The sequence below is a fragment of the Candidatus Chloroploca asiatica genome, from assembly GCF_002532075.1.
In the GTDB taxonomy this organism is placed as follows: domain Bacteria; phylum Chloroflexota; class Chloroflexia; order Chloroflexales; family Chloroflexaceae; genus Chloroploca; species Chloroploca asiatica.
Genome location: NZ_LYXE01000200.1, coordinates 51604 through 64793, shown reverse-complemented (window position 1 = coordinate 64793; position 13190 = coordinate 51604). Strand labels below are relative to the sequence as shown.

The 13190-nt window shown below is 58.6% G+C and carries 12 protein-coding genes; 10 read left to right on the top strand and 2 right to left on the bottom strand.

Going from position 1 to position 13190, the window contains the following annotated elements; translation table 11 throughout:
* The first annotated feature begins 3 nt into the window (after window positions 1–3).
* Genes A9Q02_RS23280 through A9Q02_RS23270 form a run of 3 tightly spaced genes read left to right on the top strand, consistent with a single transcriptional unit; the run spans window position 4 to window position 3953 of the window.
* The gene (locus A9Q02_RS23280) at window positions 4–1530 is read left to right on the top strand and encodes a glycosyltransferase family protein (protein ID WP_097655472.1); all 1527 of its coding nucleotides are present in this window, start codon (window positions 4–6) and stop codon (window positions 1528–1530) included.
* A complete protein-coding gene (locus tag A9Q02_RS23275; protein ID WP_097655471.1) occupies window positions 1531–2757 on the top strand; it encodes a glycosyltransferase family 4 protein in 1227 nt (408 codons plus the stop codon). It begins immediately after the preceding gene.
* Window positions 2754–3953, top strand: a complete 1200-nt coding sequence (locus A9Q02_RS23270) for a glycosyltransferase (RefSeq protein ID WP_245860832.1) — start codon at window positions 2754–2756, stop codon at window positions 3951–3953. The genes A9Q02_RS23275 and A9Q02_RS23270 overlap by 4 nt, the downstream gene beginning before the upstream one ends.
* 142 nt (window positions 3954–4095) lie before the next feature.
* Here the strand turns inward: A9Q02_RS23270 and A9Q02_RS23265 are convergent, their stop codons facing one another.
* Window positions 4096–4923 (bottom strand): alpha/beta fold hydrolase, encoded by an 828-nt coding sequence (locus tag A9Q02_RS23265; protein WP_216361585.1) that lies wholly within the window; start codon window positions 4921–4923, stop codon window positions 4096–4098.
* A gap of 277 nt (window positions 4924–5200) precedes the next feature.
* Here A9Q02_RS23265 and A9Q02_RS23260 point away from each other — a divergent pair, with 277 nt between their 5' ends.
* The 7 genes from A9Q02_RS23260 (at window position 5201) to A9Q02_RS23230 (ending at window position 12185) form a co-directional block, all read left to right on the top strand.
* On the top strand, window positions 5201–5956 hold the full coding sequence (locus A9Q02_RS23260; RefSeq protein ID WP_097655469.1) for a glycosyltransferase family 2 protein: 756 nt from the start codon (window positions 5201–5203) through the stop codon (window positions 5954–5956).
* A 25-nt stretch (window positions 5957–5981) separates the two neighbouring features.
* On the top strand, window positions 5982–6431 hold the full coding sequence (locus A9Q02_RS23255) for a DMT family transporter (RefSeq protein WP_097655468.1): 450 nt from the start codon (window positions 5982–5984) through the stop codon (window positions 6429–6431).
* 31 nt (window positions 6432–6462) lie between these two features.
* The gene (locus A9Q02_RS23250) at window positions 6463–7095 is read left to right on the top strand and encodes a D-sedoheptulose-7-phosphate isomerase (protein WP_245860831.1); all 633 of its coding nucleotides are present in this window, start codon (window positions 6463–6465) and stop codon (window positions 7093–7095) included.
* Window positions 7092–8192, top strand: coding sequence for a DegT/DnrJ/EryC1/StrS family aminotransferase (locus A9Q02_RS23245; protein ID WP_097655466.1), 1101 nt, complete (start codon window positions 7092–7094; stop codon window positions 8190–8192). The genes A9Q02_RS23250 and A9Q02_RS23245 overlap by 4 nt, the downstream gene beginning before the upstream one ends.
* Window positions 8193–8226: 34 nt before the next feature.
* Window positions 8227–9576: an NAD(P)/FAD-dependent oxidoreductase gene (locus A9Q02_RS23240; RefSeq protein ID WP_097655465.1), complete on the top strand. Its 1350-nt coding sequence runs from the start codon at window positions 8227–8229 to the stop codon at window positions 9574–9576.
* A 96-nt stretch (window positions 9577–9672) separates the two neighbouring features.
* Complete coding sequence (locus A9Q02_RS23235) at window positions 9673–11148, top strand: sugar transferase (RefSeq protein ID WP_097655464.1); 1476 nt, start codon at window positions 9673–9675, stop codon at window positions 11146–11148.
* Between the two features lie 11 nt (window positions 11149–11159).
* Window positions 11160–12185 carry a Gfo/Idh/MocA family protein gene (locus A9Q02_RS23230; RefSeq protein WP_097655463.1) on the top strand — a complete coding sequence of 342 codons (1026 nt, stop codon included), beginning with the start codon at window positions 11160–11162 and terminating at the stop codon, window positions 12183–12185.
* 59 nt (window positions 12186–12244) lie between these two features.
* Here A9Q02_RS23230 and A9Q02_RS23225 read toward each other — a convergent pair whose 3' ends face one another.
* The gene (locus tag A9Q02_RS23225) at window positions 12245–12934 is read right to left on the bottom strand and encodes a response regulator transcription factor (RefSeq protein ID WP_097655462.1); all 690 of its coding nucleotides are present in this window, start codon (window positions 12932–12934) and stop codon (window positions 12245–12247) included.
* Between the last annotated feature and the right edge of the window lie 256 nt (window positions 12935–13190).

The following is a 13190-nucleotide window of genomic DNA, read 5'->3' as shown; positions in this document are numbered from 1 at the left end:
CGGATGTCACAACGTGCGCTGCATAGCTGGCTGATTGTAGCCCTGCTCTTCGTCAGCTATCTCTATGTGCTGCCCCGCTGGTCGGATTGGAATCAGAATTCCCGGCTCAACCTGGTACTTGCTGTCGTTGATGACGGCACCGTCAGCATTGATCGCTATGTGGCCAATACCGGCGATTATGCGCTCTACAATGGCCGCACCTACACCGATAAGCCACCCGGTCTCTCGTTCCTGGCGATTCCTTTCTATTTGGTGCTCAGTCCAGTACTCGAGCATCCCGCCGTCGCGACACGGGCGCAGAGCCTCGGCGATGGGGCGGCAATGAGCACGACGCTGAACGAAGAGGGCTCTGGGTTGCGCGAAGATAAGGTGCATTATGCGCTGGTGCAATACCTGATGACGGTGCTGGTCGTCGCTCTGCCGGCGGCGATCCTTGGGGCGCTGCTCTTCCTTGCAATGCGCGGGTCGGGCATTGCACCCATGCCTGCCGCCCTGACGACGCTCGCCTATGGGCTTGGCACAGCGGCAGCGCCGTATGCAGGCAATTTTTATAGCCACCAACTCGTCGCAACCCTGCTCTTTGGGGCCTTCTGTGTCGCCTGGCGTCCCTGGGAGTCGACCGGAACCGCAGATACGCCACCCCGTGCAGGCTGGGCTTCGGGCGTGCTCTGCGGTCTGCTGCTCGGCTGGGCCGTCATTAGCGAGTATCCAAGCGTGCTGCCAGGGGCCGTGATCGGTCTCTATGCGCTCTGGCGCCAGGGGTGGCGCTGGCTGCCCGCCCTGCTTCTCGGCGGCATCATGCCAGGTGCCCTGCTGATCACGTATGACCTGGTCGCCTTTGGGACCCCGTGGCCAATTGGCTATGCCCACTCGGCGCTCTGGCAAGATCAGCATCAGACCGGGTTTATGAGCCTGACCTATCCGCGCCCCGAGTCGCTCTGGGGTCTGGCGTTCAGCCCCTTCCGCGGGCTCTTCATTCGTGCGCCCTGGCTCTTGCTCGCCCTGCCCGGCTTTGTGCTCTGGTGGCGTTCGGGCCGCCTGCGCGCCGAATGGTGGGTGACGCTGCTCGCCGTCATCGCAATGTACCTCTTCTATGGGTCATCAATTATGTGGTGGGGCGGGTTTGCCGCCGGGCCTCGTTACATTGTTCCGTTGATCCCCTTTCTTGCCCTGGCCGCCGGCTGGGCCGTCGAACGAGCCTATGCGCACATCGCCACCCGCGTTGCCACGACTGGCCTGATCGTCCTCTCGGTCATCCTGACCTGGACGGAAGCCACCAGCGGGCAACTCTTTCCGCCCGACGATAATCGCAATCCATGGCTGGCCTATGTCGTGCCCGCCTGGCAACAGGGCGATATTGCCCGGAACCTCGGCATGGCCCTTGGTCTGCAAGGCGCGATGAGCCTGCTGCCCCTGATCGCCTTCGTCAGTCTTGGCCTGATGTTGCTCTTCCTCTCTCTTCGTCAGACTCGCCCCCCCTGGCCTGCCTTTGTGCCAACAGGCCGCCGTAACCGTAGCGCCGAGGGCTAGATGCGCATCTTACTCCTGACCCAGATTCTGCCGTTCCCACCCGATAGCGGGCCAAAGGTCAAGACCTACCACCTGCTCCAGTCGCTGGCCCGCCATCACGAGGTGACGCTCGTCTCCCTCGTACGCTCTGAGGCCGAGGCCCAACGCGCCACTGCGTTGCGCGGGTTGTGCGCCGAGGTCCATACGGTACTGCTCAAACGCTCGCGCCTACGTGATCTCGGCTACCTGATCACGAGTAGCCTCGCTGGCGATTCGTTCCTGATGCGCCGCGACGCTTCGCCCGAACTGCACGCGTTGCTCGCTGACCTGACTCGGCGCCAGTCGTTCGATATCATTCACGCCGATCAGCTCAATATGGCGCAGTTCGCCGTCGATCTGCCGGCAGGGGCGCGAGTGCTTGATGAACATAATGCCGTCTGGACGATTGTGCAGCGCATGGCCGAGCATAGCTCGCCTGCCCGACGGCTCGGCCTCGAGATCGAGGCGCGTCGTCTACGCCGCTACGAGGCCCGGATCTGTGCACGCTTTGATGGCTTGCTGGTCGTCAGCGAGCCTGATCGCGCCTTCCTCCAACTTGCCGCCGACGAAGCCGGGGTCACCCTCCCGCCCACCGAAGTGATCCCGATTGCCGTCGATGCCCAGGGCCACCCACCCGTCGCACGCACGCCCAATCCGCAACTGATCCTCAGCATGGCGACCATGTTCTGGCCCCCCAATGTTGACGGCGTGCTCTGGTTTGCCCGCGAGGTCTATCCGCTGGTGCAACGCGCAGTGCCCGGGGTACGCTTTGCCGTGGTGGGTGCGCGACCACCCCAGTCGGTGCGTCGTCTCGCCGAAGAAGACGCCAGCATTGAAGTGACCGGCTATGTCGAAGATCCGCAACCCTTCCTGACGCAGACCGCCGCCCTGATTGTGCCTGTCCGCGCCGGCGGTGGCATGCGGGTGAAGATCCTGGAAGCCCTGGCTCGTGGGTTGCCCATTGTCTCAACCACCATAGGCTACGAAGGCATTGCCCTGACCCCGGGCACCCATTTGCTGGTTGGCGACACACCAGAAACCTTTGCCCAGGCACTCATCACATTGTTATCTAACCCGGTACAGGGTGCAGCCCTCGCCCAAGCAGGTCGCCAGGTCGCCGAAGAGGTCTACGATTGGCGCGTCGTCAATCCTCGGGTCGAGGCCCTCTACGAGGCCGCACTCACCCAGGCCACCGTGGGGAGACGATGATGCGCATCCTCATGATCATCCCGTACGTTCCTTCGCCGATCCGCGTACGCTCGTATCAGTTGTTGCGCCACTTGGCTCAACGCGGGCACCAGATCACCCTGATCTGCGCCGAAGATGGCCCGGACGACGAAGCAAATCTGGGAACGCTACGCCCCCTCTGTACCAAGATCCAGGTCATCACGATACCGCGGCAGGCCCGCATCGCGGCCTACCTGCGGGCACTCGTGAGCGATCTGCCGCTGCAAGCCGCCCATTGCCTCGTACCAGCCTTTATCGAGGCGATCAAAGCCGAATTTCGCTCGGGACAACACGATGTGGTCCACATTGAACACCTGCGTGCCGCCGAAATCGCCCGCGTCGCCGCTGCTCAGGTACCCACACGCCCCCCCATGATCCTCGATGCGGTAGACAGCATCAGCCTGCTCTTTGAACGTGCTGCTCGCTCTAGCCCCTCGCTACGCGCCCGTGCCATGGCCCTGCTCGATCTCGCCCGTACCAAACACTACGAGGCAACCTGCGGGCAACACGTCGAGCATATCATCATCACCTCGCCCGAAGATGCCTGGGCCTTACAGACCTTGCGAGGTATGCAGCTTCAGGGCGCACCGATTACGGTTGTCCCCAATGGCGTTGATCTGACCTATTTTCAACCATCTGAGGCAGAACGAGCGCCCGCCACCATCATCTTCAGTGGCAAAATGAGCTATCACGCCAACGAAGCGGCCGCACGCTTCCTCCTCGACAGCATTATGCCCCTCGTCTGGACACAACGCCCCGATGCCCAGGTCATCCTCGCCGGTGCCAACCCCGGCCCAGCCCTACGCGCCTATGCCCGCAACCCACAAGTCACCGTCACCGGTTTTGTTCCCGACCTACGCACCTATCTCGCCCGCGCCACCGTGGCCGTAGCCCCGATGCGCTACGGCGTCGGCGTCCAAAACAAGGTCCTCGAAGCCATGGCAACAGCCACACCCGTCGTCACAACCCGCCAGACCACCGTTGCGCTCACCGCCCGCCCCGACCACGAACTGCTTGTTGCCGACCATGCGGAGCACTTCGCCCAGGCCATCCTCAAACTCCTCGCTGAACCACCCTATGCCCAAACCCTCGGAAACGCCGGACGAACCTACGTCGAACAAGCCCACAACTGGGCCGCCAGCGCCATGCTGCTCGAAACGTGCTACGCGAGTGTCTAGGATCAAAAAGTAAGGCCGAAGTACGCGCCCCCAGACCACCCCCTGCACCAACCCCCATCTCATCGCGCGTGCTTCGGCCCTCCCATCCTCGCGCCCCTGCCTGCTTCGGCCCTCCCCATCCTCGCGCCCCTGCCGCACCCCTTTACCCGAGCTCTTCAATAAAATTCGTAAGCGTCGCATTGAAGCGCTCGGCATGCTCCCAAAACATCATGTGCCCGCCAAAGGATTCGGTCTTGACTAGAGGAAAGTTCCGGGTGAGGAAAGCAGTCGCCGTCTCGGCCCAGTGCTCGGCAAGCACATAGAGCGTAGGCACAGCCTGCGCGAGCGTCTGCAATTCAGCCGAAAAGTCACAGAACATAGCGTCGGCAAAGATCGCACTCGCCAGATAGTGCGGGGTGGTGAGCGACTGACGAACGATCCAATCCTGTTCAGCTGGACTCAAGGCACGCTGCACCATAACCTCGTTGGCGTAGTAGATGATGAAATCGCGTTGACCCTGTGGCGAGCGCAGGAACGCTCGCCAGGCCCCGGCAAGCTCATCAAGCGGCCCCTCTACCCAGTCGTCGCTGCTGACCGAGAGCGGCTTGGGCGACATATCAATGCCAACCACGCCCTTCAGCGCACTCGTACCAGCGTGTTGCACATACCCCAGCACATCCAGCGTACCAGTTGACCAGCCGACCAAGACAGCGTCCCGGAGTTCGAGGCTTGCGAAGAGTTTCGCCAGATCGGCACCATGGGTACTGTAATCGTTCCCCTGGAGCGTCTTCGACGAGCGGCCTTGGCTCCGCGGATCGACGACGATAACCCGGTGTGAACGCGCGAAATGGGCGACTTGATGTTCAAACACTTCAGTTGTGAACGTCCAGCCTGGCACAAAGACCAGTGGTGAGCCAGTGCCATGTTCCTCATAGTAGATCTCAACGCCAGGGGCGACTTCCAGATAGGAACCAACAGAAGCAGTCATCATCGCATAGCCTCCCGTTAAAGGTTGTCATCATTTCGCATAGTTGGGTTTTGATTCTACCACACGCGGCGGCAGCAGGGTGCATTAAATGGATTGTCAGCACAGCAGGTATACAGATTTAATTGAATGTTACCTGTAGCGTGCATACTTCATACACGAACTCCCTGAGACTTCTTCCAGGTACAGTCAACGCAAAGACGTTGGTTCATTCGTGCCGTCTTTGCCCTTTGCATGCGTTTGTGCTCGGATGCTCCCGCTTGATGAGAAGGGTTGGTGACCTATGGCAACATACGACCTCTCAGTCGTTATCCCCTGTTACAACGAGGCAGAAGGGATTGATGCAATGTACGAGCGCATCACTGCCGTCCTACCCATCTTGCAACAGCGGGGTAGCGTGCAACTCGTGCTGGTAAATGATGGCAGCAGTGATCGGACAGGCGACCTCCTGACCCAGACTTTTGGTGAACTGCCGCATGTAACGATTGCGCACCACGAGCGCAATCAGGGCCTCGGGGTAGCCCTGCGTACCGGTTTTGCCCACGCCGATGGTTCCATCATTGTCACCTGTGACAGCGACGGTACCTATCCCTTCGCTGAAATCCCCGCACTGCTCGATCGGTTGACCCCCGGCGTCGATATCGTGACCGCGTCACCCTATCATCCCGATGGCGGCATCGAAAATGTGCCCGCCTACCGGGTCACGATCAGCAAAAGTGCCTCATTCTGCTATCGTCTCCTCATTGACTGGCGCATCCGTACCTATACCGCCCTCTTTCGCGCCTGCCGCCGTGAAGTCATTGAACGGATCAATACCCAGGCTAATGGCTTCTTGATGGTGACCGAGTTGCTGGTCGAGGCGATGCTCGCCGGGTATCGGGTCGTTGAGTATCCCGCTGTCCTGCGTGTGCGCCAGTACGGCCAGTCCAAAGCCAAAATCGTGCGAATTACGGGAACCCACCTGCGCTATATGGCAGGCTTGCTGGGGCGCCGTACCCGTGGCCTGCTGGGGCAACCTTCGACCCCTGCGGCCCGTTAAGACCCTGTATTCTGAAAGGCTGCAGATGCAAAAGCTCGATGAAGCGACCTTTGTGATGACCCAGACAAACGAGGCGGTCGCTGAACCGCGCCGAATTGGAGGATTAACGGTGAGTACCTGGATCCTGATTCTTGTCGCCACAGTGATGGGCATCGTTGGGCAGACGATGTTAAAGCACGGTATGACCCAGATGGGCGCTCTTACGGTGAGTTACGAAACCGTACCGAATATCGTCTGGCAGATTATTCGCTCACCTTTTGTGGTCGGCGGCCTCATGGTCTATGGGTTTGGGACGTTCTTCTGGCTCATTACGCTGTCACGGATTGACCTCAGCGTCGCCTACCCCCTCGTCAGCCTCAACCATGTCTTGCTCTTCTTTATTGGCTGGCTTATTCTGCGCGAGCATGTCACCCCTATGCGCGCGATGGGTGTGGCCGTTATCTGTCTTGGGATGATCCTCGTTGCTCGTTCCTGAGCATCCTTTGTAATTGAGAGAGAGAGAACCCTTGAACTACTTGCATCGTTATATTCAGCAGATTATGTACACGCTCGATCAGTTGCCTCAGTTGCCCCTGCGGCGCATTGCTGATGCACTCTGGGAGACGTATGAACGCGATGGCACCATTATTGTCTGCGGTAATGGTGGCAGTGCTTCAACTGCATCGCACTTTGCCTGTGATCTAACCAAGTGGACAATCCGCGACGGTGCACGCCGCGTGCGTTCGCTCGCGCTTACCGACAATATGGCCCTCTTGACAGCCTGGTCAAACGACCAGGGCTATGCCGATGTCTTTGTCGAACAGCTGCGCAGCCTCTACCGGCCTGGCGATCTTGTCTTTGCCATTTCAGGCAGCGGCAAGTCACCCAATGTGCTGCGTGCGATCCAATGGGCCAACGAGATGGGCGCACCAACCATCGGGATCACCGGTTTTGATGGCGGGATGCTCGCTCACCTCGCGCAGACCACGCTGCACGTTGATAATCAGATGATGCCTCAGGTTGAAGATATTCATAGCACAGTGTGCCACGCGCTCGCCGTCAACCTCGGCTATCAGATCGAAGACATGCTGTCCCATACCCTTGAAGTGGCCCCCACAGGGGTCTTGCTCGAACGCGTCGTCGGCGGAGGAAACCTATGATCCCGATCTCTCGCCCACTGCTTGGCCCCGAAGAAGAAGCCGCTGTGCTCGCTGTGCTACGCTCAGGGAAGCTCGCCCAGGGGGAAGAAGTGGAACGGCTCGAACAAGGCTTCGCTGAGTTGTGCGGGGTGCGCCACGCGGTCGCGGTGACCAGTGGCACAACCGCCCTCTTTCTCGCCCTGCTCGCGCACGAGATCGGTCCCGACGATGAGGTCATCACGACGCCGTTTAGTTTTGTCGCGACCGCCAATAGCATCTTGATGACCGGCGCTCGCCCCGTCTTTGTTGATATTGATGAGGATTGTTTCAATCTCAATGTTCGCCAGATCGAGGCGGCGATTACCCCCCGTACCCGCGCTATTATGCCCGTCCATCTCTATGGGCATCCCGCCGAGATGGACGCCATTATGGTGATCGCGCGCCGCAATGGCCTCGCTGTGATTGAAGATGCCGCTCAGGCCGTCGGCGCTCGCTATCGCGGGCGCCCAACCGGTAATTTTAGTACGGCATGTTTCTCGCTCTATGCCACCAAGAATATTACCAGTGGCGAAGGTGGCATGATTACGACCGATGACGATGCTATCGCTGAAAAGCTTCGCCTCCTCCGTAATCACGGCAGCCGTGTCCGCTATTACCACGAGTGCCTTGGCTACAATTGCCGTATGACTGATCTCCACGCCGCCATCGGACGGGTGCAACTTGGCAAGTGTGAGGCTTTTAACGCCCGGCGGATCGCCAATGCTCAGCTGCTCAATCAGCTGATCACGCATCCCCAGGTGATCAAGCCGCAGGTGCGGCCGGGTATTCACCACGTCTTTCACCAGTATACCGTCCGCATTCTTGGTGACCGCGATGCCGCCGCACAACAACTCGCCGCAGCTGGCGTCGGAACCGCGATCTTCTATCCGCTCACCATTCCTAATCAACCGATCTATCGCGAACTCGGCTACCAAGCCACGACACCCGTTGCCGACCGCGTTAGTACCGAAATTCTGGCCCTACCGGTGCATCCCGGCCTGACACCTGATGAGGTTCATCAGATTGCGCGGGCGGTCAATGCCTTGCAGATTGAAGCTCCCCTCGCCCAGGCTGTCTGAGTAGTTGGGATGACCATTCAAGGGAGATGCGCTCATGGTTGATGTGATTGGCGGCGGTATTCTTGGTCTGACCCTCGCCTACGAGTTGCTCAAGCAAGGTCAGTCCGTACGCGTCTGGGAACGCTCGGCCACCCTCGGTGGGCTGATGGGGCGCACATCCTTCCCAGAACTTGGTCATATGAGTTGCGATCGTTATTATCATGCGATTTTGAATAGCGATCGTACGCTTATGGGGCTGATGGATGAGGTGAAGCTACGTGATCGCCTGAAGATGGTTTCGACCAAAATGGGCTTTTATCACGATGGCCGCTCGTACCCGATGACGACACCTCTCGAATTCCTGCGCTTTCCGCCACTCACTTTCGTGGATCGGGCTCGCCTTGCCTATACCATTCTTGCCTGTCGCCAGGTCAAAGATTGGCGCCAGCTCGAGCAGATGCCCGTCGCTGACTGGCTGACTGGGCTCAGCGGCGAACGTACCGTGCGCCATATCTGGGAACCTTTGCTGCGCGCCAAGTTTGACGGCGATTTTTCGCAGGTGCCAGCAACCTATATCTGGTCACGCCTCGTACGGACGACTGATACCCGTAGTAAGGGTAAGGAGTTGATGTGCTACCTGCCCAATGGGTACCAGGAACTGGTCGATGCGCTCGCCCACGCTGTCAGCACCCGTGGGGGTACCATTACGACTGGCGCGACGGTTGACCAGATCCGCGTCGTCGGCGACCGCGTCGTCGGTCTGTCGGTCAATGGGCAGGAACTGAGTAGTGACAAAACCGTTATTACGATGCAGACGCCGATCGCCCGCCGCCTCTTGCCACCCGAAGCCGCCAACGTCTCGGCCCGCTGGGGGCAACTCGAAGGCTACCTCGGCATTGTCTGTATGCTGCTCGTGATGCGGCGCTCGCTCACGCCCTACTATACCCTCAACATTACCGACCAACGCATCCCCTTCACCGGTGTGATCGAAACAACCAACTTGATCAGTCCTCGCGATGCCGGTGGCTACCATCTGGTCTATCTGCCCAAGTATGTCGCCCCCGGCAGTCCCTATGCCCGTATGGGTGATGACGAGTTGCAGACAACTTTCCTTGGCTATCTGCGCCAAATGTTCCCTGATCTGCGCGACGATGATATCGCCGCTATCCGGATCGGGCGCGAGCGGTATGTCGAGCCCCTGCATCCTATCGGCGCAACGGATTTGATCCCGCCTGTCGCCAGTGCGGTTAACGGGCTCTATCTCGCCAATACCGGGCAGATCTATCCACAATTGACCAACGGCGAATCGGTGTGTGCCTTTGCCCGTGGCGTCGCCGCCCGGGTTGCCGGCCAGCAGATCAATGCATCGGCTGTCGGCGCCATCGCCCTGACTGCGTCATCCTAAGTCAGAGAACATCATTCACACACTACGTAGCCCGCGAAGTCAAGCTTCGCAAAGACGAGCCGCTGGTTGAAGGAATAGTACAGCGAAGAGGTTTCTATGAGCAGCCCGACCATTGACCGCGTGGCACGAAAACGCCTCCAGAACGACCCCCGTATCTGGCGCGATCGCTGGCCCGCTATGCTCACGATCCTGGCCATAGGGGATATCATTGCCCTGATCGCGGCCTTTATGCTGGCGTATCTCCTGCGCTTTTATACCAATTGGCCGATCTTCAACGAAGGTTCGAATGAACCCCATTTTTACGCGACCTTGATGCTCGCCCTCGTACCTTCGTGGATTGCTCTCTTTGCGCTCTATGGGCTCTACAAGCCACACTATCTCGGTGGTGGTACCCAAGAGTACACCAAGGTCTTTAATGCCTGTACCCTCGGGATGTTGCTGGTGATCATTCTCACCTTCCTCATCCCCGATGTTGTCGTCGCCCGCGCCTGGCTCTTGCTCGCCTGGCTTGCGTCGGTCAGCTTCACGATCCTCTGGCGCTTCAGTGCCCGCCGTGGGATGTACCAACTACGGCGCCAGGGCTGGCTCACCGAGCGTGTCGTTGTGCTCGGGGCCAACGCCGAGGGCCGCGCCGTGGCAATGCAACTCAAGGCCGCGCCGATCGCAGGCTCCCACATCGTGGGCTTTGTTGACGATGCCCTCGACGTGGGCACGGAAGTCTTGCCCGATGTCTATGTGCTCGGTAGTAGTACGACGTTCCAACAGGTTGTCCTTCAACATCGCGCCGATGCGGTCATTATCGCTGATACCAATCTGGTACGCGAACGTATGTCCACCATTCGAGGGGCGATCGAAACCCTCAGTCAACTGAATGTGCATCTCTCACCCGGGCTTTTCGATCTCCTTACCATCGGGGTTCAGGTGCGCGAGCAGGCGAATGTGCCCCTGCTTACGCTCAACAAGACCCGTATTACGGGCCTGCACGCCTGCGGCAAGGCGATCCTTGATCGCGGCGGGGCCCTGGCCGCCTTGATCATCTTTAGTCCACTGCTGCTGCTCATTGCCCTGCTCGTTCGCCTCGATAGTCCGGGGCCAATTATTCATCGCCGCCGCGTGATGGGCGCAGGCAACCGTACCTTCGATGCCTTCAAGTTCCGCAGTATGTATGCTGATGGCAATGCCCGCCTGACCTCTGAACAGCGGCAGGAATTGGCGACCAGTGGCAAGCTCAAAGAAGATCCACGGGTGACGCGCCTGGGCAACTTTTTGCGCCGCACCAGCCTCGATGAATTGCCCCAACTCCTCAATGTCTTGCTTGGTCAGATGAGTTTGGTTGGTCCCCGCATGATCACCCAGGACGAACTGCACCACTTCGGGCGCTGGCAGCACAATCTTTTGATGGTGCGCCCAGGGCTCACCGGTCTCTGGCAGATCAGTGGCCGCAGCAATCTTGGCTACGAAGACCGCGTTCGTCTTGATATGCACTATATCCGCAACTACTCGATCTGGCTCGATCTCTACATTATTTTCCGTACAATTCCGATTGTCCTCAACGGACACGGTGCTTACTAAAGGAGGGTAGGATGACGAGACGACTTCGCGCTGGGGTGATCGGTGTCGGAAGTATGGGACGTAATCATGCCCGGGCCTATGCAGGTATGGAAGAAGTTGACCTCGTCGCCGTGTGCGATTCCAGCACCGAAATCGTGAGCAAGGTAGCTCACACCTATCGCTGTGCCGCCTATACCGATTTCCGGTTGATGCTTGCACAGATGGATCTCGACCTCGTTTCCATTGTTGTCCCGACCAAGCACCATTATCGCGTTGCCGCTGAGGTGATTGATCATGGTGTGTCCGTCTTGATCGAAAAACCGATCGCTGCCACTGTCGAAGAGGGCTATGCCCTCGTGGACGCCGCCCGCCGCCGCGGTGTCACGCTCACCGTCGGCCATATCGAGCGCTTCAATCCGGCCATCATCTCGCTCAAAGAACAAATTGATGACCACGAAATGGGCAATGTCTTCCAGATCTCGGCCCGCCGGGTCGGGCCCTTTCCCGCCCGCATCGAAGATGTTGGCGTCGTGATTGACCTGGCAACCCACGAGGTCGATATCCTCAACTATCTCATCGGCTCACCGATTGTACGTATGCACGTCGAACTCCATCGCCACGTCCATCAGACGCACGAGGATATGTTGTCTGCCGTGCTGCGTTTTGAAAATGGGGTGGTCGGGATGCTCGATATTAACTGGTTGACCCCGACCAAGATCCGTGAATTGAGTGTGGTGGGTGAACGGGGGATGTACGTTGCGAATTATCTGACCCAGGATCTCACCTTCTACGAGAATGACTCCTGTCAGGGCAAAGCATGGCCCGAGTTGGCGCTGATCGGCGTCAGCGAAGGCCGGAGCATTCGCCAGAAGGTGCAGCGCCGCGAGCCGCTCGTCGAAGAACTCCGCAGCTTCTGCGAGGCTGTGCGCACCGGTAATCCGCCCGTCGTCAGCGGCGAAGCCGGCATTGCCGCCCTCGCCATCGCCAATCAGATCATCGCCGCAGGCAATGCTGAACGCTTTCAGCCTGGCCTGCTCGAACGTGCCGTAGGAATGTAAAAAACGGGCGCACGCGGTTGACCGCGTGCGCCCGTTTTTCAATTCAGAAGGTGTTAGTGCTATGGATGATAACTGTACCCGAGATCACGCACCCGCACAATGTGCTTGGGCTTCACGGGATTGGGTTCGATCTTGCGACGCAATCGCCCGATGTAGACGGGCACAAGATTGCTCTCGGTGATGTCTTCCATCCCCCAGATCTTCTGGAGCAACTGGCGTGAACTCAAGACACAACGGGCATTCTGCACAAGATAATAGAGCAGTTGAAATTCTCGCTCGGTCAAGAGCTCTTCGCGATTGTCGCCAATCACCACCCGGCGCTGCACAGGATCAAGCCGCAACTCGCCGACCGCGATTGGCTGATAGGTTGAAAAGAGCCGGATGCTTTCATCACCATAGCGGCGCATCACCGCTTCAATCCGCGCTAACAATTCGTGTGGATTGTATGGTGTGGGCAAGACATCGTCAGCACCCATCTTCAATGCCATCACTCGTTCGGCAACCGGGCAATTTTCAGCGGTGTAAATGATCGGGATGTGATACTGTGAGCGCAATTTCTGGCAAAGACTCACACCACCAATGTCGGGACAATGCTCATCAAGCAGAATTAAATCAATGTTGCCACGATCAAGAATGTGTTCAGCTTGATATGCAGTTGCCGCATGCTCAACACTATAACCAACTTCCTCTAGCAGGAAGCGAGTCATTTTTGACTGCATCAACTCGCCGCTGGTAATTAAAATTCGCACGATTGTCCCCCCTGAATCTGCCTCTACATAAAGCTATTCGACAGCTCTCGGTGAACTTGCGTCAGATCAAGTTGCTCGCTATGAGGACAGCAAGGCTGAGCCCTGGATACCGTTTTTGCTCGACGGTACGCTCCGTGGCACCTGTGCTTGAATGAAAATCTCTCGACTTGGTGTCATATCTTGCAAGTAACATAGTAGCTTTCTGCACCAGAGATGTCAACGTTTTGAAAAAGTTAATACCCGTACATTCAGGTGA